The following is a 22,324-nucleotide window of genomic DNA, read 5'->3' as shown; positions in this document are numbered from 1 at the left end:
GTTTGACCGCCGGCTCTTTTTTTCAGGCGTCCCACTCAGAACCGCCACCTTAGCTGCACAGAATTCATCCCCCCACCCCATACCGCGCCATTTTCTTTAATAACCCCTGTCTTGTAAGTCCTAATTGCGCGGCGGCCCGGGTTTTGTTGCCTTGTTGTTCGCTCAGGGCCTGTTGGATCAGGTGGATCTCCAGTGAGCTGACTTGTTCATCCAGCGTGTCGCCTTTGATTGGGGCCGCAGGGGCGGAGGCGGTTCCGCTGATCAGGTTGACTTCCTGCATGGTCAGTACGTCTCCCATACAAATAGCGGCGGCGCTTTCCAGGGTATTCTTCAGTTCACGAACGGCGCCAGGCCAGGGTTGCGCGCAGAACCAGCGCATGGTTTCTCCATCCACTTGTAACTCGCGCCCACTCTTGCGCGCCACTCCCTGCAGAAAGTGTCGCACCAGCAAAGGAATATCAGAGCGCCGTTCCTGCAATGGCGGCGTCATCAAGGTGAGGCCCTTGATGCGATAGTACAGATCGTCGCGGAAGCCGCCCTCCTCCACCGCTCTGGGCAGGTTTCGGTTAGTAGCGCTGACCAGACGCACGTCTATATGCTCCACTTCCCGACTGCCAACCGGGTAATAACACCCCTCCTGCAGCACCCGCAACAGCTTCACCTGCATGGGCAGAGGCATTTCCCCTATCTCGTCGAGAAATAGCGTGCCTTTATCCGCCAGAAACAGCAGTCCTTTGCGATCTTTATCAGCGCCAGTAAAAGCGCCTTTTTTATAACCGAATAGCTCACTTTCCAGCAGCTCGCCGGGAATCGCGCCACAGTGGACGGAAATAAACGCCTCTCCCGAACGTTGACTGAGTCGGTGCAGCGCTTGAGCGATCACTTCTTTACCGGTGCCGCTGGGGCCTTGAATCAGCACCGGCACGTCGGTGGGAGCGATACGCCGGACCAACTCGCGCAAAGAGTCCATGCTGGCGCTGGCGCCGATCAGCCCCAAGTCATCGGATTCAGTCGGACGCCTCACCGCCCGTCGCAAGCGCTCGACCTCTTTCGCCAGCCGCCGCCGCTCAATGGCCCGTTGCACCACTACCCGCAACATATCCGGGTCGACGGGTTTGCCTATAAAGTCCCAGGCGCCCGCCTGCATCGCTTTAATCGCCAGTTCCTTTTCGTCATGCCCCGTCAGCACCACCACAGGCGTATCCGCGTACAAAGCAATCAGTTGCAGCCCCTCTTCCGGCAGGAATGTCGGCGGTAGCGCCAAGTCCTGCAGCACCAGATCAAAATCCTGCTCGCTGAACACTCGCCGCGCGGACTCCGCATCGCCACAACTGCTGACCTCATATCCTGCTTGCTCCAACCATAATGCGCACAGCTCGCAAAATGCGCTTTCGTCATCCACTATCAAAATTTTCGCTGCGCTCATGCTGTTTCCTTTTCATTGTGTTCAAGAGGGAGCTGGATCATAAAGCTCACCGGCCACCCTTCCTCATCGCTATGCCAGACATCGCCGCCGTGAGCATCAACAATACGCCGGACGATCGCCAACCCCAGCCCGCTACCACCGGCTCGTTTACTGACGAAGGCCTGAAACAGGCGCGGTTTCATCTCGTCAGGCACCGCTGGACCATTATTATGAATCGCAATCAGCGCCCCGCGCTCATCCTGTGCAAGCGCCACCAAAATCTTGCCTTGCGGCGACTGCCTGACAAAGGCCGCGGCGTTATCCAACAGGTTGATCAGCACTTGCTGCAAACGTTGCGGATCAACGGACAGCCAGATTTCATCGGCGGCCTGCAGCGCTATTTCCACCTCATGCAGTTGCCGAATCTGCGCCACGGTGGCGGCAGTCAATGCACACAGGTTGGTTGGTTTCAGGTCCAGGCGAATCTGTCCGGCGTAGGTGAGCACGTCCTTGATCAGCAGTTCCGCCCGCTCCACCTGCTTAGAGATGTGTTCGCGGATACGCGGGTCGGTCTGCGCCGCCGCCATGGTGATGATGTTAAGAGGGTTGCGGAGTTCGTGGGCGATCGCCGCCGTCAGCCCGCCCAACTCCACCAGGTGCTGCTGTTCCAAACGTTTGCGCTCCGCTTCAGCGAGCAGCAATGAACGTTCCAGCGTGGCGCAGGCGGACGGCAACAGCTTCGCCATAAATTCCGCCAGGCGCTGATGAGACGGAGCCACATCCTCCCACCCCTGCAAATGGCAATCCCACTGATCGCGTTTTTCACAGACAAACACAGGCCCCTGCGGGCAATCAATACGGTCGTCAATGTTTACACTGACCGCCACACCGCTCTTTTTTAACCAGAGCTGCTCCGCGGTCTGACGCAGCTCTCCCCAGCCCCTGACCCCATTGAGCCGGGTAACCCATTGATCCAACGTGGACTTATCCAGCACCGCCCCCGGATATACGAGGCGATCAGCAAACTCTTTGGCGGGACCGTACGCCAACCAGGCGAATACCAGCAAAATGCCGGAGTACACCACTAACTGACTCAAGGGCGCCTGCGCCAGTTCCGCCAGCCCCAAAGGGGCCAGAAGCGCCAGAATCAGCGACATGGCCAACATGCTGGTGGCGAGCAGCGCCAGCCAGATTACCGCCTGATTCACCCAGCGATTCACCTCCACCAGACGATAGCGCACCACGCTATACACCACCAACACAGCGTAACTGGGCAACGCCAGCATGGCGTAGGGGAACAGGTTGATATCCAAAGAGGGGAAAATAAAACTGGTGGACAGCGTAAACCCCCAACCGCCGGTAATGAACATGGCGGTGATGGAGCGCCGTAAATTACCTTTGCTGCGACGAAACGCCATTAACAGAAGCAAATGCCCGACAACGCCGATCGCCACGGTATACGCCAGATTCAGCCATCCCGTGAAAGCCAGATGAAAAAAGCTGTCGAACTGCATCCAGGGGGAGATATAGCCGCCGCCCGTCAACCAGCTGGCCAGCACAACCGCCACCGCCGTGAAATAAAATAAAGGGGCCAGTTTTCTGAGCTGTTGCGGCAACCCCAAAGGATCGCCCAGCCACAGCAGCACGAAATGCAGGAAGGCGGTCGGCATCAATGGGTTGCCCAACAGGATCAGAACGCCTGCCGCCTGATGATCTTCCAGCACCAGAATATGCCCAAAACACCAGATTGCCATCGACAGGCAAAACCCGGACAATGCTTTTAGCGCGGGTTCTTGCCGGCGCCGCGACCATAACCATAGTGAAACGCCTCCGGCGGACAACACCGTGGTCCACATGGAAACGGAAAACAGTTGAATCGTATTCATTTCCCCAAGCGTAAACTTCGTTTACGCCAGCCTCCCCAAAAACAGTAAACGAAGTTTACACCCACAACGATAAATTAGAAAAAAATTGCCGCATATCAAGGCGTCCCGGGCCGTTTTGTGATTGGCGCGTATGTTGCTCTTACTTCTGCATAGCGAAATTCATTCCCAAACCACGCCCCTGCAACAAATGCAGTCCGCGTCAGAAAGCGTGGCGAAATCAAAGTTGTGAAGTCATAAAACATTTGAAGTAATAAGAGTTAGGAGTATTCGTATGAGCGCCTGGTTAATCGATCTGCTTTCCGTTTCCGCCGTCATTCTGTTAGCTTGTGGCATGACCCTCGCCCCAGTGCTGCAACGCAATCGACGTTCCCGCAAAGCCGCGCTCAGAACCTCACGCCTACAATTCGAGGGAGGAGAGCAAAATGCCTGATCCCGCGTTACTGTCACGCATCCAGTTCGCATTCACCATTAGTTATCACATCATATTTCCCACTATCACCATCGGGCTTTCATTGTATTTGGCCTTGATGGAAGGGCTTTGGCTCAAGACTCGCCGTCAGGTGTACCTGCAACAGGCGCGTTTTTGGCAGAAGCCCTTCGCCATCACCTTCGGCATGGGCGTCGTTTCCGGCGTCGTGCTTTCTTATGAATTCGGAACCAACTTCAGCCGTTTTTCAGAAATTGTCGGTCCGGTATTGAGCCCCCTGTTGACCTATGAAGTACTCACCGCCTTCTTTCTGGAAGCGGGCTTCCTCGGCATCATGCTGTTCGGCTGGAAGAGGGTCTCGCCTCGGGTGCACTTCATGGCGACCTGTGTCGTCTGCGTCGGAACCATGATTTCCGCCTTCTGGATACTCGCGGCCAACTCCTGGATGCACACCCCGGCTGGCTATGAAATCGTTGACGGCGTGTTCCATCCGACCGACTGGTGGGCAGTGATATTCAACCCCTCTTTCCCCTATCGTCTGACCCATATGCTGCTGGCCAGCTTCCTGTCCGCCTCCTTGCTGTACGCCGGCGTCAACGCTATTTATCTACTACGGAAACAACACACCGAATTCGCCAAAAGCGGTTTTTCCGTCGCCATGTGGGCGATTCTGGTTCTGGCGCCGCTGCAGATTCTGGCCGGCGACATGCACGGATTGAACGTACATGAGCATCAGCCAGTAAAAGTCGCGGCGATGGAAGCAGTATGGGAAACCGAACAGGGCGCGGGGTTCAGGCTATTCGCCCTGCCAAACCAAAAAGAAGCCAAGAATGACTTCGAGATCGTCATCCCCAAGGCCGCCAGCCTGATTCTGACTCATGACATCAACGGCGAAATCGCCGGACTGGATCAAGTGGCGCCGGAAAACCGGCCGCCCGTCGCCGTGGTGTTCTTTTCCTTCCGCATCATGCTGGCGCTGGGCGGTCTCATGCTATTGTTGGGCGTATTGGGCTTTTGGGCCCGCCGTAAGGGCCGTCTGTTCGATCACCGCCTGCTGCTGAACTTCTCTCGTCTAATGATTCCCGCGGGCGTCATCGCCACCTTGGCGGGCTGGTACGTGGTCGAGGTCGGTCGTCAGCCCTGGCTGGTGCAGGGACTGGTGCGCACCATGGATGTGACGTCGCCGCTGCCTGCCTCGCAAGTCTTGTCTACGCTGATTCTGTTTGTTGTTGTGTACTCTCTGCTGTTCGGCGTCTATCTGTACTTCATGCGCAAATTGATCCGCCAGGGGCCCCCTGACGTCACCAGCGCAGCTCAGGACGAAGATCTGCCCACTACGCTAAACCCCGCACATTAAGGAGGATCGCCATGGACTTTGCGCTTATCTACCTGTTACTTATCGCCATCGGCGTTTTGATGTATGTATTGCTGGACGGCTTCTCCCTGGGCGTAGGCATCCTCTCCCCTTGGCTTAGCAAAGCGGAAGACCGCGCTATCGCCATGAAAAGCCTCTCCCATCTCTGGGACAGCAACCAGACCTGGCTGGTGTTCGGCGGCGTCGTTTTGTTCGCAGGTTTTCCGAAAGCCTATGCGACAGTGCTGTCACAGTTATACCTGCCCATCATTCTCATGCTGATCGCGCTGATCTTCCGCGGCGTAGCGTTTGAATTTTACTTTAAGTCCCATACCAGTCGCGGTTGGTGGGATTTCAGTTTCAGCTTTGGCTCCACCTTGGCGACGTTGAGTCAGGGCATTATTCTCGGATCTTTGGTGCAGGGTTTCTCCCTCACGCCTCAGCCCTCCGAGCAAATCGCCTGGTTTACGCCATTTTCACTGATGACCGCCGTCGCGCTGGTCTGCGGCTACGCCCTGCTCGGCAGTTGTTGGCTGGTGCGTAAAAGCTCCGGGCGCTTGCAAAGTTCCGCAAGGCGCATTGGCGTCCTCAGCCTGCTTGCAGTCATGTTCTTTCTGGCGCTGGTCAGCGTCTGGATGCTGCTCGCCCAGCCGCAAGTATTCCAGCGCTGGTTGACCTGGCCCACTGGCCTCCTGCTGGCTCCGGTGCCTTTGCTAAGCGCCTATGTGGGGCTCCGTCTATGGCAAATGCTGCGCAGCGGCGCAGGCAGCGACCTGAAGCCTTTAGGACTGGCCATGGCGCTGTTCGGGCTAGCCTTCATCGGTCTGGCCGCTGGCATGTTCCCCTACATCATTCCAGGCCAGCTCACTATTTGGGAGGCCATCGCCCCTGAGCGCACCACCAGCTTCACTCTGGTAGGCATCATGCTGTTCCTGCCTATTATCATCGCTTACAACATCTACAACTATCGGGTGTTCAGCGGGAAGACCAACACACAGGATGGCTACTGATGAAAAAATGGCGTCAGGCGCGCAACGCCATACTGCTCTATCTGGCGGGAGTCGCCGTTCTGACGCTCGCCGCCGGCGTAGTGCGCATGGCTATGCAGACATTGTTTACTTAAAAACTGAGTATTTGGCGGAGCTGAACGATGAATGAGTCTGAGTGACTCTAAATACGACAGCATGGTTGCAGTCATCGCTTTTTTCGGTTTTTCCTGCGCCCTCGCCGGCACTGCCTGCAGCGCTCTGACCATGCTATTGCTCAGATTAATGAAACGTTAGCCCCCCATTCAGGCCTTATCCGACACAGCCGTGAGCCCGGCTCGCTCATGGCTTTCTTACTACGACAAACTCCTCCGAAACCCGCCGCTTTTCCATGTAAGCCTTACAAATCATTGGAATAATTACCCCAATACACCCTCAATCAATACTGCTTATTCCCCCGTCAACTTTCCCTGATTCGAAGTGCGCCAAGGGCTTCGACAAATCGGCACGCGTTCTGCAATCCAGTTTCAGGCAGCCGCGCAAAATTGTTAGCGCGGCGTTGAACGCAATCTGTGAGTTAATAGAACTAAAAAGGAAAAGTAGCCATGAAACACTTAATTACCGCCATCAGTCTAATCGCCATCGCTCCCGCCGCTTACTCCGCGCCGGATGTAGGCGTCCAGGAGTTCTCCATTTCCGGATCAGGGTCCAGCGACAAAGACTTTGACAGCAATATCTTCTCCATGGACGGCTCCTACGGACAGTACCTGTCCCCAGAGGCCGAAATAGGCGTGCGTCAGTCGGTCAGCGTCTCTGACACAGAGGGAGAAGAAAGCGTCTGGAACGGCTCAACCCGTTTCTTCTACGACTACCACTTTGGCAAAGACAACCTGAGACCTTACCTCGGCGCCAACCTCGGGTACATCTACGGAGAATCTGTGGATGAAAGTTTTATCGCCGCCCCTGAAGCTGGCTTGAAGTACTACGTGGCGGAGAATACTTTCATCGTCGGACAGGTGGAGTATCAGTTCTTATTTGAGGACGCAGATGAGGCGGACAACCGCTTTAGCGATGGCGTTTTCGTCTATGGCGTCGGTATGGGCTATAACTTCTAATTACCGTTATGGAAGTATTTCTCACCGAATATCAAGGGCAGTTGTGGGTGCTGATGCATGTCTGCATCGCCCTTGTCCTAGGCGGCGCCATTGGCTTTGAGCGGGAAATGAAAAAGCGTCCCGCCGGGTTTCGCACCCACATGCTGGTGGCCGCCACCGCGGCCCTGTTTACGGACTTAGCGACGCTGCTGACGTCATCCATAGACGACAGTCTCACCTCCACGGTCAATGCGGACCCAACCCGGGTGATCGTCGCTATCGCCACGGGCATCAGCTTTCTCGGCGCCGGCACTATCTTCCGCAGTGAGGATGGCGTCACCGGCCTCACCACCGCAGCCACGTTACTGATGGCCAGCGCGCTGGGGGTAGCGGCGGCGCTGGAGCAATACGTGCTGGCCGTTGGCCTGACTATTATTGTACTGATTGTCCTACGGACTCTGGGATGTCTCAGCGATCGTTTGACGAACAACAACAATGGTAAAGGACACTGACGTGAGCGATCAGTTCGCAAGGAGGATATGATGAACAGCAATATGCGCAGTGGCGTCATTTAAACGCCACTGCGACGTCGCTATGCCCGCGCCTTGGCGACTGCATAGGTTTCACTGAAACCGAGCAGAATACTGCCGCCCTCTCCTATATCAATCTGCAGAGAAGCGCTGCTTGGGCCATGTGGCGCTTCGGCCAGGCGCTTTGGGCAAAAAATAGAGATGTCATGAGGTTTGCCGGTATCCAGCACGCTGAGCTGGAAAACATCGTCGCGTTCATCATAGTCCAGACTCTGCAAAGGCAAATTCTGGAACTTCATTTCCCTGTGTCCCCGCGTCGTCGCCTGCTCCAGCCCTTCCTCACGAAAAGACACCAACCAGCCATGATGCTCATGACTGAATTGCCGACAGTATTCAGCCCAATTGGTTTTCTCCAAGGGATGGGGCTCTCCGTCTGGGCTTGTCGCTTCCTGCGCCCAAGCAGCCTTTAAGATTTCGATGACTTCCTTATCCGATGTCTGTCCAAAATCCGTATAACAACCGCCAATAGCGTAAAACGGGTCCGGCGTCGCCAGACACACGACCTCATCGACGATGGTTTTTAACTCCTCAACTGTTTCTCGGGGCGAAACAGGTATCACCGCCACGATAGATTCAGGCTGCATCAGTCGTAACGCTGCGACGCCGGCTTTCATAGTGGCTCCGGTGGCCATACCATCATCCACGACAATCACACAGCGGCCTTTAATCTCCGGCATCGGTCTGTCGCCGCGATAGGCTTGTTCTCGCCGGTGCAACTCCTTCTGTTCTCTTTTCCGAACACTGGTAATTTCTTCTTCACTGATTTGATGGACGTTTACGACATCTTCGTTCATGACAATTGCCCCGCCGCTGGCGATAGCGCCCATCGCTAACTCCGGATACCTGGGGGCGCCAAGCTTCCGCACCAGTAACAGATCCAGCGGCGCCGCCAACGCAGCGGCGATTTCCCGGGCGACAGGCGCTCCGCCTCTGGGTAGAGCCAATATCAGCAGGTTATTACGGGAGCGATAGGAATTAAGGGACTGCGCCAGCATCCGGCCGGCGGTAGAGCGATTCTTGATCGGGAGTTCCATGCTTATCCCCCTCGTGTATGGATAGACTGTATGCCGATAAACCAAGAAAGCGAGCTACGCCTGCGGCCCAGCCGCTTCTGACAATAACTGTAACTCTCTCAAGCATAGTCTGCACAAGGTAAGGACAATTTTTTATCAGTGTTCCTTCGCAACGGACGCCAACAGGGCCTGCAATTGCTCTCGATCATTGGCGGAGAATCCGGCGGCGAATGCAATCGTCACCGACTCCAATGGATATTTCTTTACTAACTTAGCTGCGCCGGTATAAGGGTCATGGGAGTCCTCCTCACTTGCTACAGCCGCGGTCTGACGTCGCGCATTTCTACGCAAGCCGCCCCAAATCAACAGACAGGGAACCGCCAACGTCAGAAAGCAGGCCAGACCCGTCAGGGAATACGCCGCCGCCGATCCCAACATCGGCTGCAACACCGTGACCAGCGCCTTAAACTGAAAAGCCAGACCGCCAAGAATCAGAGCTAAAACCAGCAACCATATTCCCAAAGCAGTCAGCACATAGAACAGCAGCCATCGCACAGCGTCTTTCATGGTAGGTTCCTCCATGCCGAAAATAACAAGGCCGCCAATGCGGCCTCACTACACTCGCTCAATGTGAGCAGGGGGTCCTGGTATTCAGGAGTGCTTTCTTGAATCCAGCACCTTCGCCATCACCAATCCCAGTACAAAGCTCATCAGCAGGCTCAAAAACGGACGCTCGCCGATTTTTTCCTCCGCCGCGTGCACCGCTTTATTCGACTTCTCACTGACAGCGTTGACTGCTTCGCCTGCGCGCGCCTTAGTGTCGTTGTATACGCCCGCAGACAGTTTAGCGATGTCTTTGCGTAACGCGTCCAAGTCACGTTTGAGGTTGGCGTAATCGGGATTTTCAGTTCTATCGCGAGCAAATGCTTCTTCTCTGACACTCATTTTCGGTCTCCTTGTTGGTTAGCAGGCGCCGCCTTGATGGTCGCCTGTCTGCAACAGGGAGTTGGCAATTATCATGCCGACCGCTGAAACACCGCTTTCATCGGGGGATCGCTGCAATAAGCTCACTGGTATGAACAAACCAGCTCGCTGAACAAGGTAATTTTTGCAAAGCCGTTCGGTAAAATTGCATATTTTGCAAAGCCGATTGCCTATAACGTCGTATTAGAGCGAAAGTTTATTGCCACTACGCCGCTCTTCGACCAAGCTTAGGGTATTCCCGAGCCTTTTCTGGACCCGTCCAAGAGGGCGCAGTGGAAACTTCCGGTTGCCTTCACATGCATTCATATCGGGGGGGTGAAATCATGGTTGATACTATCCACGACAACACCAGCATTTCTTCTATTGTTCGGGAGGCTCCCGCCACTGAACAACCCGCCAGATTTAAAGAGCTCACGGAAATCGCCTTCGCCAGGCCATTGGAAACGCTCAGTTCCGAACAGCTTCGTGAGCTGCAGATCGCTTTGCACAGACTGGGCTATCCAGTCGGAGAAATCGATGGCCTCTATGGCCCCAAAACACGCAGCGCCTGGGCGGAGTTCAAAGTTGACGTGTTTCCCGGCAATCCAGCGCTGGTCGGCCCCCAATCCCTGGCTGAGCTGATCCGACGCGCCACGGAGTGCTACGAGTCCGCACGCTACGACTTTTCCAGTACGCAGCACGTCAAACATGCCATTTGTGACGAATGTAAAAAACAAGGCATAGGACTGCCGCAACAAATCGCCTACGTGCTGGCGACGGTGCAATGGGAAACGGCGCAAACCTTCGAGCCTGTCAAGGAAGCCTTCTGGTTAAGCGAGGAATGGCGCAAACATAACCTGCGCTATTACCCCTATTACGGCCGCGGCTATGTTCAACTCACCTGGGAGAATAACTACCGTAAATATCAGCAGCTCCTGGGCGCGCCGCTGGTGCAGGAACCCGACCTCGCCATGCAGCCGGAAATCGCCCTGTTTATACTAACTCATGGCTTCATGACCGGCGCTTTCACCGGCCACAAAATCTCGGACTACATCAACGAGAACAAGAAAGACTTCCTCAACGCCCGCCGCTGCATCAACGGACGCGACCGCGCCCATGAGATAGCGGAAATAGCGCGGGGGTATTTAGCTGGCGAGACGGTAAGTGGCGGCGGATAGCTGGAGAAAACCGTATCAAACCGCTGCGCGTAACTGTTTTTTCAATATGGCGCGGGCTCGAATAATCCAGCGCCACTCTTTAAAAGGGCCGTTGATATCATCAGGACAACAAAAGCTGAAATACTCACACAAGGAAAAGTGTGGGTTAAGGTTCGGGTTTGGGATATGTCTTGCGAAAATGGCTTTCGCCAGTTTATTAAGATCAGATGAAACTCGTAATCCATGAGGGACGAAAAAAAGAACCAAACCCGCCAGTAGCCATCCGCTATAGTGACCGGAATACAGCTTGTACCCAGTGGAGAAAAGCAAAACAAATACAATTAGCAGCAATAGGTTCGCAATCACTTTGCGCTCATGCAAAGCTTTGAGCCTCAAGCAAAATGCCGCCCCCTGGAATTCTGCGCCAAAAGCCTCAATCTCCCTTAGAATTTTGTTCCGATTGAAGAAACGATTGTCGGCAGAGAATACGTCATATTTATGATAACTGAGCACCTCTCCAAACAACTTCATTCCCAGGCTACGCATCAGAGGGAGCAGTGTCGTGAGATCCTGAGTCGGCGCTATAAACCGCACATACTGTTTATCCAACTCAGTCCCGTCAATTCTTTGCAGTGCTTCAAAAAACAATCGGGAACCATCGCCATGAAGGGTCCATTCAATCTCTTGTCCTTTTTCTTGCGCATCAAGAATCGCATCGGCAAGCAGTGCTGACGCCTTTTCAATAAAGGCCTCTTGAGATGTTTTGAGCTTTCCCTCCGACTTCGCATACAAAAAAGGCGGCAGGTAAAACAACTCATAGTCAGGGCCTATGACGTCCTCGCCTTTGGCCCTCCAATTGAAAGGGGCGCAGGTTCTTGGCGCCTGTTGACTGATAACCATGTCCATTCCCATGTTCATGCCATTTATCAGCACAGAGGAACCGCGAACTTTATCCACACGCTCTCCTGCAATGCGGCCCTCTTTCGCTTGATGGATGAGATAAAAGCCTGGCGTGGCGTTAATCAAATCAAAGGAGTCAGCTTCTCTATCCAACATCTCTCTTTCCGTTTAGACAAATGACGAATAACGCCATACAACACACCATACAATACGAGAGGAGCCACAAAACCACCAACCCCCATGGCGAAAAAAGACCATTTATCATTTGATTGGTCCATACTGTCGTCAAAGAGTTCGGTGAGAGGCAGACTAAAGGCGACCCCTAAGAAAATCAGTATGCTATACGCCAACACCAGTGCGTCAAAACCAAGTTGACGCAGCTTCAGGTAAAGTTGACGCACACCCTTCAAAAACGGTTTACTCCTGATCTCAATCTGACTTAACAATTCCACAGCGTCAGCACTTTTTCTATTCGCCGCAAGCATCCAGAATATATGGCTTCGCGCTTCTTCATACTTATTCAACTGAATACAAATTCGCGCCATCAACATCAGCGCCCGCTGATTAGTCCCTTCCAGACGTAATGCGCGCTCGCCATAGAAATAAGCCTGCTCCCATTCTGAGCTGTCGCAATAACACTCCGCCAGGGCGTAAATGAGAGCAAAATCATTTGGGCGCTCAGACAACAGCGCCTTCAACGGCGCCAGAATATCTGCCCCCTGCTGCAGGCGATCCAGCCGAAGAGAAGCAATTTGATAGGCGGTAGTTTGAGGCTCTAATTCCAAAGCCAGCTCAATATGCCTGCGAGCGGCGTCATAGTGTTTGCCAGCTTCAGAAGCGGCCGCAGCAGCGTAATGGCAAAATGCGCTGCGACGATCTTCCGCTACGCCACGCTGGGCTTCCACTCGCGCCGCCAATATCCGGTTTTGCGGAATAAGGCATAACGCCAAAAGTGCATGTCCTTCAGCCGATAGCGCTGAATCCAGTATATCTTTCAGCTGCCAAGTAGCTTTTTCATAATCCAGATAGCAATAGCTGCGCCATGCTTTGCTGAGGCTTCTATCGAGCTTCATATTATCCCCATGAGAACAAGGCGCCCTATTTCTGAGAAGTGGTCAGGCGCGTCCAAAGCCCCCACAACCATAGCAAGAACTCCAGCGGCGACTAAATCAAACTCATTGTCTTTGTCCTTGTACTTCGATCTATCGCACCATTGATTTCGCGACACAAAGAGATAAACAGTAATGCACAACTTCCATGTAACCAACGCTAAAAGACATCCCTCATACCCTCGAGAATCTGGAGCAAGCAGGGGCAACAGCAACCCTGCAAGCAGGTAGCTACCTATAACGCCTATCACCACAGCAGCCAGTTCCCTGATATAGCGCGGATTACCTGCGATCCATCCCCCTAGAATAAACAAGGGCCAGCCAAGCCACACGCCATTCACAAGAAAAGCAATCAAGGGAGTTATCGGGTTAGCGATCAAATACGCAAAATAGTACTTGTGGGCCCCGTGACCTTCATCCGCAAGTTTATAGTCGCTCATTGTCGTCCCCTGCCTTTGTTCCGGTCATTGTCGCCGGCCAATCAGTCTTTCGCAGGAGCGGAAATCTTCCCGATTCTGTCTCACTGGGTTGGTAATAAACGCTGTCGAAAAACTCCGCCATATTTTGTTTGACCAGTTCCATAAAATTGGTGTCTTTGGTATCACTGGGACCTTTTTGAGAAGAAAGCTCCACCGAAACCTGAAGCAGATGCTCACTTGTCAGCGGAAGCAGATAGAAAAGTCGCCGATAGGCGCCTGGAATACGCACCTCATAGTGAAACCACGTCAGCCCGTTAGCCTCTTTTTCCATCAGTTCATCCATGGTCATGGGGTACTGAAGCTGCTGTCCCGAATACACCTTGCCCGCTTCAAAGCGTATTACCTTATGCATAGATTTTTTCGGTAAATAGACAGTCGCATACAGCTCCCGCCAATCATCCGCACACCTTCTTAGTAACCACCGCTTCAGCGACTCAGCGCTACGAAAGTCAGTGTCGCTATTCCTGCAGGGCAACCGACATAGCTTCATCTCCAGCAGCGCCTCTCCCACAACGCCTTCATGATCGCAATAGCCCCACCCGGCATAAACAATGGACAGCCTTCTGACCGGAACATCGTCCAGCCTCGTCAGTAAAGTATCGTTGTAAATATCCGCTTGCCTGGAGATAAAGTACGATTTTCGCTGCTCGCCCCGCGGGTTCGTCTGAGAGGCCGAGCTTACTGGCAGCGAAAAGCTCATTGTGCTCCGAGACAGCAGGATTTCATGCACTGGCGCAGACTTGAAATCAGGCCCCGACAGACTGGATCGGGATCCTAAACGCAGAACAGATTCGCTTTGCCGGGGTGCGCCTTTTCGCCGTGCGCGGTTAAACCACTTCATCCGCCCTCCTGTCCGCAACATGGGCGTCCGTTCTGGCGTATGGGGAATATATGACCCGCATTTCGCGCATCAGATTTCGGATATCGAGAGGGATGATATCTTCAAAGTTCAGGTTGGGGTTGAAATAGTCAGGGGTTTGGTCGTCGAGATAAAAAGTAAAGGAGACAACATGACTGGGTGTAATTGCCGCGTGAGCGACAACGTGGCCATGATCATGAGGTTTATAGGCTTCATATATCAGCCAGGGAACGCCATTGATTAGACAAGTAAGCAGTTCCTCTGGTCGTCTGGGACGTCGCCAAAGCCTCAGGTCTTCGACAATACTCTGTCCCGCAAGCTCTCTTCCGTAAACAGCCTTAACCAGTTTGCCAAACGCTTTTTCCGGGCTTTTGTGACTATTCCGCGCCCCTAGATTCAGTTCCTCAAGGCGTTCGGCAATGATCTGCTTATCTTTCGCCCCATACTCCTTCTGCACAGAGGTTAACAGCCACTCCGCCAACTGCTCGATGTCGCGCAAGTCCAATCCATCGCAGTCTTGCGCCCACACCAACTTGGCGAATACACGTAATTCCGCCACAGGATTCGCTTTCTTTGATGCGCCGGATAAATGATAGGGAAGGACGAACTTCAGAAGATCGATATACGGGAGCCGGTTCCACACCTCATAACTCAACTCCTGATAGATATCGTACACACCACACAAGCCCAGAGAGATATGACGAACCTGCGCCGGATAAGGAACGCTAAGAACGATGCCGGAAAGATTGATCAGATAACGAGGCATCGCGGCGAAGTCATAGCGGACAACGGCGCTCTGAGCTGGCTGTAATGTGGACATGAAATACCTTAATCTATTGACGCCGTGTTTTCAGTTTGGCGTATTCGCGACGAATGCCGCGCCAATTGCCAAAAAAGCCTCTGAAGTCATCGGTGTAGGGAAAACGAAAGTCATCCTTCCAGCAAAAATGGGGATTCATCTCGGATTGGGGAAGCTTTCTTGCGTAAAACGCCTTAAGGGAATTATTCATATTGACAAGACTTAACACCCCCATGAAAAAAATCACGATGCCAAAAACAGCCATCATCCCCCAGTTTATTGTCTCGTCGCCGAATCTTGTCGCATAGAACAAAAGTCCCAGACAGACCAGCATAATCACTGTATCCAAGCGCCATTTGCGCTCTTTTCTCATTCGTTCCTTCAGATTATATGCAGCGCCTTCATACTCGGGACCATAATCTCTTACTTTCTTAACAATCCGCCCGTACTTAAAGACGCGATTGGTCAGGCTCTGATAATCCAAAGGGTTATACCAAAACACATCGCCAAATAAGTTTATGTCGTGCTTGCGCATTTTCGGCAACAGCTTTGTCAAATCATAAGTTGGCCCGATGAATGTCATGTAGTGTTTATCCAAACGCTTATCTTCGATTTTACTCAGCGCCTCGTATATCAACCTGGAGCCCTCGCCATGAACGGTCCACTCCACCTCAACATCTCTACCCTGGGCCTCCTCCAACGCCGCCGCCAGCATCTTAGGGGCCGGATCTGCCGACAGAGCCGCTAAGACGCTGTTGCGTCCCTTCCTTGCCTGTGTCCACGCCTCAGCGGGAAAGTAAAAAAAATCAAAGCCGACGACGGCTAAATCCGCGCCTTCTGGATCACACTGCAACGTCTTCCGCGCCAATTCCGGCAAAATGGACTCCGCCTCCATCTCCCTGCTTACCTGGAACCCAATAACAGCAATATTCTTCTTGGTCACGAATGGATTAGGACCCGAAGCGACCCACTTCCCATCCTTCCAATCCGCTGTGTAAAAACCTGCCTCAGAGATACTCATTGTCTTAGTTGTAAATGTTTAAGTAGGGTTGCTTTATCGCTGATTTGTGCGCCTCTGAGCACCCCGTAGGCTGCAGCAAATATTGAAAATGCTCCAATGAACACGGGGAATACCGAATTCTGAGGATCTTCTTCAAAGATCTCTGGCCATCCCTGATTGATTAACATGACCACCAAAAAGCTGAAAGGAACCAAAAGCGCCGCGGTCATATACACGGCATCCAGACCTAACCCCTTCACCTTTTCGTAGATGCGCCATTTCAGTTTCGACTTCAACGAGTTCCTGGATGCCAACGCTGCTAAAAGGGCTATTGCTTCACGATTTTTTTGGTTCGAGCTTAACGCCCAGAGTAAATGCGTTTCCGCTTCCGCGTACTCTTCCCGTTGGATGCAAATTCTCGCCATAGCTAGCAGCGCATTGACGTTGACGGGCTCCAATCTCATGGCCATGGACAGGTATTTATTGGCCTGCCCCCAATCTTCCCTTTGCTCATATAAACGTCCCATTTCCATAAAAATGGGAAAAGGGTCTGTCACAGTCCTTGCCAACTGAGACAGTTGGGTCAAGCATTCCTCCTCACCCTGCGCCGTCAAACGCATCATGGCGACATGATATTCCGCGTTATTCGGCGCCAACTTCAGCGCCGTCTGCAAATGCTTTTTCGCCGCCTCAAATCGACTCTCTTCCGCGGCGATCTCCGCCATTACGTAGTGACAGTAGGGGTTGTTTCTATTACCCGCAATCCCTTTTTGAGCCTCAATTTTACCCGCGACCTTTCTTCCTTCCCGCCACAGTATAAGCCCCAGAAAGGCGTTAGCTTCTGGAAACGCCCCACGACTCACATACTTTTTGAGTTCATCAATCGCAATTGTTATGTCGCCAGAGCGGTAATAGCACTGCACGTCCCATAGTTTTTCCTTGCTGTTCATATCAATACCCCCGCCAGCGCATAACGCCAGAAGTCATTCAGGTAGGCGTCTACCTGAATTTGCTTGATAAAGATGAGAGCGATTGAAAAGAAGATAAGAGGAAATTGTCTCCTCTTTTGTCGATCACAGGAGGCTTGTCGCCAACGGCTTTGCCAATGATAAACGCCCACCGCTATCAGCGTTTTCCAAGCCAACAGCGCCAGCAACCATTCATTATCGACATACCCCGCTCCGCCGCCCTGAATAGCGTCAAAGTTATACTCAACAAACAGGTATACCCCAAGAAAGCCAGTGAGAATTAGTAAGGCTTCCCGTTTCAGGGTAGGACTTCCGGCCGCGATGCCACTGAGAAGAAATAGCGGCCAGCTTATCCACAAGCCCAGCACGACAAAGGCAATCAGAGGGACAAGAGGATTGGCGATGGACTCTATATAGTAAGGATGCACCAGATTTTCATGCTCGTTCTCATCCGTTAAAAAATAACGAGACATTATTCTCTCCTGCTTCTTACGCCAGTCATTGCCGTTGGCCACTGACTGACGTAAAACATCTTGATGTCGCTTTTTTCCAGAGCGAAAAGATTCGTATCCCTGGCGTCGCCAGGCGCTGCTTCCAGGTCACAAAACCCAAGTGTGTCGTGAATATCCAAACGCCTTTTTACGCCGAACTGGATTTCATGGGCGCCCCAAAGAAAGAGTTCGGCTGCGCTGGGCTCCGGCAGAGGGGAGGTCAGGCCGCTTCCATCTAATATCAGTTTGTGACTCGGCGCAGAGGCTATATACGGCCCCAGCAAGTTAAAGCGTCCAGCCTGCTCAATTCTTTGTTTGAACGCCATCTGCTCCTGATGAAGACGCCTCTTTTCAGCCCATCCCATCAGTCTCTCCCATTTTCGGGCGCTCAGACAGCTTGGCGTAGCTTGAATAGGTCACAGACACCTTGCTCATGTAAGTGCGAATATCGGTCTGCACAATTTCATCCATGCCCAGTGAATGATCGAAGAGGCTTTCTTTTGCCTCATTCACACTAAACTCAATGCTTAATATGTGCTCTGGAGTAATCGCCGCACACGCAGTTACTTCAACGTCTCCATCAACTTGAAAAGACTCAAGCACCAACCATGGAATATCGTTGATAAGGCAGGTGGTAAAATCGGATTTGGTAGAAGGAAAGCGCCACAGTCTTGGGTCTTTTAGTGGGTCTCCCTTACGGGGTCCAGGTGGCTGTTCCTCATAAAGAAGCCAATCATCAACAACTTCGTCATGATAAACGACTTCTTCATGTGAAGGCGGCGCTTGGTATTCCGACAAAACGCTCTGGTTGGATGTCTCGTACCTTGCGCAGATATTGTCCAGCACCCACTCCGACAGCAATTCGATATCTCTCAAATCAGCGCATTCCCCCCTGCAAACACGACGGTAGACGCCAAGTCTTACGTTCAGTTTTCCCAGACAAGTCTCATTATCCGTGGAATCTTTCCAGTTATAGGGCCAGACGCTTCCTCCCAATCCAAGACGCCTCAACTCACCCCACTCCGAATAAGCCTGGGGCTGATATAGGTCATGGGTGCTGCATAAATCTACAACATTGCAGTTATTGCTATAGCTCGCAGGAGCGCTCAGATAGATGCCGGACAAGTTAAACAAAAGCCGAGGGGTTTCCGCGAGATCGCGCCTGACAATGGCGTTTTGAGGCGACTGCGGTGCAGGTGATGTGGACATGTACTCCCTTAACTTCGCTTTGTCATCCAGAGGATGGGATGCCGTCCGCTTCGAGCGGGCAGGAAAATTAGGGAGAAAAGTTTAAAGAATCGGGCAGTGAGATAAATAATCCATTCAGACTATTCCGCCCGATCCCTTTGCCTCTGCTGGAGACAGCTCCAAGATGTTTAGCGCGTCGCCCCACGCAATATGGCGACCCAGCGCCACAAGCGAAACATGTCCGCCAGGGTATTGGCGACATAGGTGAAGGATTCCGCCCTCAGGATACGACGCACGGCGGCCTCCTGCCGGGGCGTGATGTATTCGCCGTCGACAAGAATTGGCAGCGCCTTGTTAAAGCTGGCGTCCCATTCCAGCGGCAATACAATCATCTGCGCCGCCACGGAGGCCAGCAAGGCGATCAAGCCCGTGGCGATGGTCAGCAAGGCCAGCTGTGGAACGTGCAGCACGGCCAGGATGACGGGAGAGAACATAAAGATTGTCAGGGCGAGTTTTTCCGCAGATTGGGCTGCCGGAGAATATTTGGCCCTCAATTTGGTGATGTTCTCGCCGCGAGCGTACTGAATAGCGTGCCCGACTTCATGGGCGGCGACAGCGACGGCAGTCAGAGACTTGCCACGGAATGTCTCAGGACTCAAACGAATGGTTTTCTCTTCTGTCGAGTAGTGGTCGCCGCCGGATTGCGCCATGACAACTCTGACACCCTCCAGTCCAAAACGTTGAACCAGATGCAAGGCCAACTCGCCGCCGGTGCCCGGCATATCGGCGATGTCAGCGCCATACTTTTTCTTCACATGGCGGACCCAAAGATGTGGACCAGCAATAACGATGACTAATACGGATGCAATTATTATTATCAGGTGCATACTAATACGCTCTCACAAAAACCAAGCCTACATTCACTACATCCGCACCGTTTTCCCGGTGCATTTCGTGCAGCAGTTTCTGCTTCGCCTGGGAGCCCTCCGAGCCAGACGAGTTTAGGTCTGTCTTCGCCAAACCGGCTTCCTGCCGCTTTCTTATTAATTGGCATGTTAATAAGAAAGCGTATGGATGCGCCTGTGAGCCGCGGAAATCGAAAGTTATTTCAATCGATATTTTTATTCCTTAGACAGGGATAGAGTGTAGCGTCAATATTCAGCTTAGGCAAAAAAGACTATACGCAAAGGAATTATGGGCTAATCCTCTCTTATTAAGGCATAGCGTCAACCCATCGGAATAAACCTCAATGAAATATTATTCATTCTTGCTCCGCTTCCTTTTCTGGCTGGGTCACCGGAAGCCAGATAGTAAATGTCGTGCCTTCTCCGGGCTTGCTGACGACCTCCATACGGCCATGATGTTTCTGCACGATACTGTAGGACACCGATAACCCCAGACCTGTTCCTTTGCCAACCGGTTTGGTGGTAAAAAAAGGTTCAAAAATGCGATTGAGATTTTCCGTCGAGATTCCCGCGCCAGAGTCAGACACCCGGATGAACACCATGTCGCCCTCGCAACCTGTGGCGATTTTGATAACCCCTTGCTTTTCAATAGCGTGCGCCGCATTGACGATCAAGTTCATAAACACTTGATTGATCTGGGACGGAATACATTGCACCCGGGGAATATCCCCATATTCTTTCTGCACTTCCGCTTTGAACTTCACTTCATTCCAGACAACGTTCAAGGTGCTGTCCATACCGTTATGCAGATCCGCCTGTTGCCAGTCGGACTCGCCAACGTGGGAGAACCCTTTGAGATCCTGCACGATGCGCTTGACGCGCTCGATGCCATCCTTGGACTCATTGACCAGAGTGACCAGATCTTCTTTCAGGTAGTCAAAGTCATATTCTTCTTTGGCTTTGTTGACGGTTTCACGAATTGCAGCGTCGCCGACCTTTTCAAATTGCTGCTCGTAAACTTCGATGACCGCCAGCAAGTCATTCACCATATGTCCCAATGAGCCCATGTTGGAATAGACATAACCAGTAGGGTTATTGATCTCATGGGCGACGCCCGCCGCTAACTGACCGATCGCAGCCATCTTCTCTGACTGCAACAGTTGATTCTGGGCCTCTTCCAGTTTCGCGATCAGTTTTTTCTGCTCCTGTTTCTCATGCTCCAGACGGGCGGTGAGCTGCTCCAGCTGCAACGTTTGCTCCGCCACTTCAGTAACATCGGTGATCATGATCAACACGCCAGTGACTTCACCCTTTTCATCCGTTAGCGCGGAAAAAGTAGCGTTCTGATACATCACGTCAAGACCACCCGTCATCGGGCGGCTGGTAGGGAACCGAAATACGTAGGGGCGTTTTTTCCAGTCCGTAAACGCCATGTTCTGAATGGTGTATACGGTATCGATTTTCTTCTTAAACCAGCTTTGCGGAAGATCGGGAAATACGTCAAAGATGCTTTTATCCATGGCGTTCGCTTCGCCGCTGTTGATCTGCATGAACTCATTCCAGAAACAGACCCGGCAGTCCTGATCCAGAATCACAATGCCCATGCTGATTTGCTGCAGCACGCTCTCCAACAGCTTTTGTTCGAACGACATCCCCTCTCCTTCCAGCGATTCCTTCACTTCTGCGCGCCTTTCGCCACAAGCGCGCCGCCATGGGTCAAACGCCTTTAAGCAACTTATCCACCGCCGTGATGACGACCGGGATAGATTCATTCGCAATACAGATCAACAGCTCGCAGAAAAAGGCGTGTGCTTCTATCTTGAACTGGATCTCCACCAGAAGCGCTTCAGAGTCGTGCGGAAAACGTTGATTATCGAGCGCTTCTGCGACGGTTTTCCCCTCCACCAGCAGGCCTGGGGTGGAGAACGATGATTTACTTAAATTCAACTGCTGCGTCATTCCGGTAATACAGGCGCCGACCAGAATATTAGTAACGTCGAGAATCAGTTCTTCCTTGACCCGCTGGGCGTCGTCTTCCTGTTGATAGCCCATCAGTTCCGCAAGCTCATTGGCGCCGTTCATTCCGAAAAATATCACCACTTCGCCGCGCAACGGGCCGACATACGACTGCCGAGTGGCGATGATGGGCGTAGAACCCAATCGTTTAACCAGTTCCGGGTCGGATTGTGACTTGAAGGAATAGAGCTTGGGGGCTGACAAAACAACGAAGGTTTCAATCAGACGAGCAAGTCTGTTAGCGCCCTGCCCCATGGCGATATTGAATATTTCCTGCAGCGCGTCTAACTGATCTCGTGTAAACATCTTTAAAGCAAACCGATATCGTGAATACGCTTTCTCAACAATTCTGTGGTGACGGGTTTACCAATAAAGCAGGCCGCCCCCAGAGCCAGCACTCTCTGCTGCGCCTCAGGCTGGATATCAGCGCTGATGACGCAGACAATCGTGTTGGCCTCTTCTTCCTTCAGCTTTTGCAGAACGGTATAACCATCCATTTCCGGCATCGTCAAATCCAGAAACATAACATCCGCTTTACCGGCATAGTAAGCGTCAAGGGCCTCTTTGCCATTGCGGGCGAATGTAATCTCCACATCGCTGAGCTGCGGAGGCAGGGCGTTCATCACCATTTTCCGTGACAGTGACGAGTCGTCTGCAATAACAATATTCATTGTCATAGGCATTCTCCATTGCGAGCCGTACCGTTTAAGTATAGACAATGAAAACCAGCCGGGG

At 52.6% G+C, this 22,324-nt stretch carries 26 protein-coding genes; 6 read left to right on the top strand and 20 right to left on the bottom strand.

Annotated elements, in window-relative coordinates:
* Positions 1-64: 64 nt before the first annotated feature.
* Positions 65-1,426 (bottom strand): sigma-54-dependent transcriptional regulator, encoded by a 1,362-nt coding sequence (locus tag AC2IBB_RS04660; protein WP_486331740.1) that lies wholly within the window; start codon positions 1,424-1,426, stop codon positions 65-67.
* On the bottom strand, positions 1,423-3,291 hold the full coding sequence (locus tag AC2IBB_RS04655) for a sensor histidine kinase (protein ID WP_486331739.1): 1,869 nt from the start codon (positions 3,289-3,291) through the stop codon (positions 1,423-1,425). Before AC2IBB_RS04655 ends, AC2IBB_RS04660 begins: the two co-directional genes overlap by 4 nt.
* A gap of 271 nt (positions 3,292-3,562) precedes the next feature.
* Between AC2IBB_RS04655 and AC2IBB_RS04650 the strand changes: the two genes are divergently transcribed.
* From AC2IBB_RS04650 to AC2IBB_RS04630, 5 genes are all read left to right on the top strand, one after another.
* Complete coding sequence (locus tag AC2IBB_RS04650) at positions 3,563-3,721, top strand: hypothetical protein (RefSeq protein WP_011394670.1); 159 nt, start codon at positions 3,563-3,565, stop codon at positions 3,719-3,721.
* The gene (locus tag AC2IBB_RS04645; protein WP_486331738.1) at positions 3,714-5,075 is read left to right on the top strand and encodes a cytochrome ubiquinol oxidase subunit I; all 1,362 of its coding nucleotides are present in this window, start codon (positions 3,714-3,716) and stop codon (positions 5,073-5,075) included. Before AC2IBB_RS04650 ends, AC2IBB_RS04645 begins: the two co-directional genes overlap by 8 nt.
* Before the next feature lie 11 nt (positions 5,076-5,086).
* Positions 5,087-6,082 (top strand): cytochrome d ubiquinol oxidase subunit II, encoded by a 996-nt coding sequence (gene cydB / locus AC2IBB_RS04640; RefSeq protein WP_486331737.1) that lies wholly within the window; start codon positions 5,087-5,089, stop codon positions 6,080-6,082.
* A gap of 581 nt (positions 6,083-6,663) precedes the next feature.
* Positions 6,664-7,173: an OmpA family protein gene (locus tag AC2IBB_RS04635; RefSeq protein WP_486331736.1), complete on the top strand. Its 510-nt coding sequence runs from the start codon at positions 6,664-6,666 to the stop codon at positions 7,171-7,173.
* Positions 7,174-7,181: 8 nt separating this feature from the next.
* Positions 7,182-7,664 carry an MgtC/SapB family protein gene (locus AC2IBB_RS04630; RefSeq protein ID WP_486331735.1) on the top strand — a complete coding sequence of 161 codons (483 nt, stop codon included), beginning with the start codon at positions 7,182-7,184 and terminating at the stop codon, positions 7,662-7,664.
* Between the two features lie 80 nt (positions 7,665-7,744).
* Here AC2IBB_RS04630 and AC2IBB_RS04625 read toward each other — a convergent pair whose 3' ends face one another.
* From AC2IBB_RS04625 to AC2IBB_RS04615, 3 genes are all read right to left on the bottom strand, one after another.
* Positions 7,745-8,776: a phosphoribosyltransferase family protein gene (locus AC2IBB_RS04625; RefSeq protein WP_486331734.1), complete on the bottom strand. Its 1,032-nt coding sequence runs from the start codon at positions 8,774-8,776 to the stop codon at positions 7,745-7,747.
* A 135-nt stretch (positions 8,777-8,911) separates the two neighbouring features.
* On the bottom strand, positions 8,912-9,322 hold the full coding sequence (locus AC2IBB_RS04620; RefSeq protein WP_486331733.1) for a hypothetical protein: 411 nt from the start codon (positions 9,320-9,322) through the stop codon (positions 8,912-8,914).
* 84 nt (positions 9,323-9,406) lie between these two features.
* A complete protein-coding gene (locus AC2IBB_RS04615; RefSeq protein ID WP_486331732.1) occupies positions 9,407-9,700 on the bottom strand; it encodes a hypothetical protein in 294 nt (97 codons plus the stop codon).
* A 362-nt stretch (positions 9,701-10,062) separates the two neighbouring features.
* Between AC2IBB_RS04615 and AC2IBB_RS04610 the strand changes: the two genes are divergently transcribed.
* The gene (locus AC2IBB_RS04610) at positions 10,063-10,896 is read left to right on the top strand and encodes a peptidoglycan-binding protein (protein WP_486331731.1); all 834 of its coding nucleotides are present in this window, start codon (positions 10,063-10,065) and stop codon (positions 10,894-10,896) included.
* A 15-nt stretch (positions 10,897-10,911) separates the two neighbouring features.
* On the opposite strand, the gene AC2IBB_RS04605 is transcribed toward AC2IBB_RS04610, so the two are convergent.
* The 15 genes from AC2IBB_RS04605 to AC2IBB_RS04535 form a co-directional block, all read right to left on the bottom strand.
* Positions 10,912-11,931, bottom strand: a complete 1,020-nt coding sequence (locus AC2IBB_RS04605) for a hypothetical protein (protein ID WP_486331730.1) — start codon at positions 11,929-11,931, stop codon at positions 10,912-10,914.
* On the bottom strand, positions 11,898-12,848 hold the full coding sequence (locus AC2IBB_RS04600; RefSeq protein WP_486331729.1) for a tetratricopeptide repeat protein: 951 nt from the start codon (positions 12,846-12,848) through the stop codon (positions 11,898-11,900). Before AC2IBB_RS04600 ends, AC2IBB_RS04605 begins: the two co-directional genes overlap by 34 nt.
* On the bottom strand, positions 12,845-13,324 hold the full coding sequence (locus AC2IBB_RS04595) for a hypothetical protein (RefSeq protein WP_486331728.1): 480 nt from the start codon (positions 13,322-13,324) through the stop codon (positions 12,845-12,847). Before AC2IBB_RS04595 ends, AC2IBB_RS04600 begins: the two co-directional genes overlap by 4 nt.
* Positions 13,311-14,204, bottom strand: coding sequence for a hypothetical protein (locus AC2IBB_RS04590; protein WP_486331727.1), 894 nt, complete (start codon positions 14,202-14,204; stop codon positions 13,311-13,313). The genes AC2IBB_RS04595 and AC2IBB_RS04590 overlap by 14 nt, the downstream gene beginning before the upstream one ends.
* Entirely contained in the window at positions 14,191-15,042 is an 852-nt protein-coding gene (locus tag AC2IBB_RS04585; protein WP_486331726.1) for a hypothetical protein, read from the bottom strand. The genes AC2IBB_RS04590 and AC2IBB_RS04585 overlap by 14 nt, the downstream gene beginning before the upstream one ends.
* Before the next feature lie 13 nt (positions 15,043-15,055).
* On the bottom strand, positions 15,056-16,042 hold the full coding sequence (locus tag AC2IBB_RS04580; protein WP_486331725.1) for a hypothetical protein: 987 nt from the start codon (positions 16,040-16,042) through the stop codon (positions 15,056-15,058).
* A complete protein-coding gene (locus tag AC2IBB_RS04575; RefSeq protein WP_486331724.1) occupies positions 16,039-16,971 on the bottom strand; it encodes a tetratricopeptide repeat protein in 933 nt (310 codons plus the stop codon). Before AC2IBB_RS04575 ends, AC2IBB_RS04580 begins: the two co-directional genes overlap by 4 nt.
* The gene (locus AC2IBB_RS04570; RefSeq protein ID WP_486331723.1) at positions 16,968-17,462 is read right to left on the bottom strand and encodes a hypothetical protein; all 495 of its coding nucleotides are present in this window, start codon (positions 17,460-17,462) and stop codon (positions 16,968-16,970) included. The genes AC2IBB_RS04575 and AC2IBB_RS04570 overlap by 4 nt, the downstream gene beginning before the upstream one ends.
* On the bottom strand, positions 17,462-17,845 hold the full coding sequence (locus tag AC2IBB_RS04565; protein ID WP_486331722.1) for a hypothetical protein: 384 nt from the start codon (positions 17,843-17,845) through the stop codon (positions 17,462-17,464). Before AC2IBB_RS04565 ends, AC2IBB_RS04570 begins: the two co-directional genes overlap by 1 nt.
* On the bottom strand, positions 17,832-18,689 hold the full coding sequence (locus AC2IBB_RS04560; protein WP_486331721.1) for a hypothetical protein: 858 nt from the start codon (positions 18,687-18,689) through the stop codon (positions 17,832-17,834). The genes AC2IBB_RS04565 and AC2IBB_RS04560 overlap by 14 nt, the downstream gene beginning before the upstream one ends.
* Before the next feature lie 167 nt (positions 18,690-18,856).
* Positions 18,857-19,483, bottom strand: coding sequence for a zinc metallopeptidase (locus tag AC2IBB_RS04555; protein WP_486331720.1), 627 nt, complete (start codon positions 19,481-19,483; stop codon positions 18,857-18,859).
* Positions 19,484-19,556: 73 nt separating this feature from the next.
* On the bottom strand, positions 19,557-19,688 hold the full coding sequence (locus AC2IBB_RS04550; protein ID WP_486331719.1) for a hypothetical protein: 132 nt from the start codon (positions 19,686-19,688) through the stop codon (positions 19,557-19,559).
* A 241-nt stretch (positions 19,689-19,929) separates the two neighbouring features.
* Positions 19,930-21,225: an ATP-binding protein gene (locus AC2IBB_RS04545; RefSeq protein WP_486331718.1), complete on the bottom strand. Its 1,296-nt coding sequence runs from the start codon at positions 21,223-21,225 to the stop codon at positions 19,930-19,932.
* 64 nt (positions 21,226-21,289) lie between these two features.
* Positions 21,290-21,895, bottom strand: coding sequence for a chemotaxis protein CheC (locus AC2IBB_RS04540; protein WP_486331717.1), 606 nt, complete (start codon positions 21,893-21,895; stop codon positions 21,290-21,292).
* Between the two features lie 2 nt (positions 21,896-21,897).
* Positions 21,898-22,266 carry a response regulator gene (locus AC2IBB_RS04535; protein WP_486331716.1) on the bottom strand — a complete coding sequence of 123 codons (369 nt, stop codon included), beginning with the start codon at positions 22,264-22,266 and terminating at the stop codon, positions 21,898-21,900.
* Between the last annotated feature and the right edge of the window lie 58 nt (positions 22,267-22,324).

Source organism: Hahella sp. NS-SX17, from assembly GCF_057367735.1.
The sequence above is the reverse complement of the archived record's forward strand: the minus strand, read 5'-3'. Positions and strand labels throughout refer to the sequence as shown.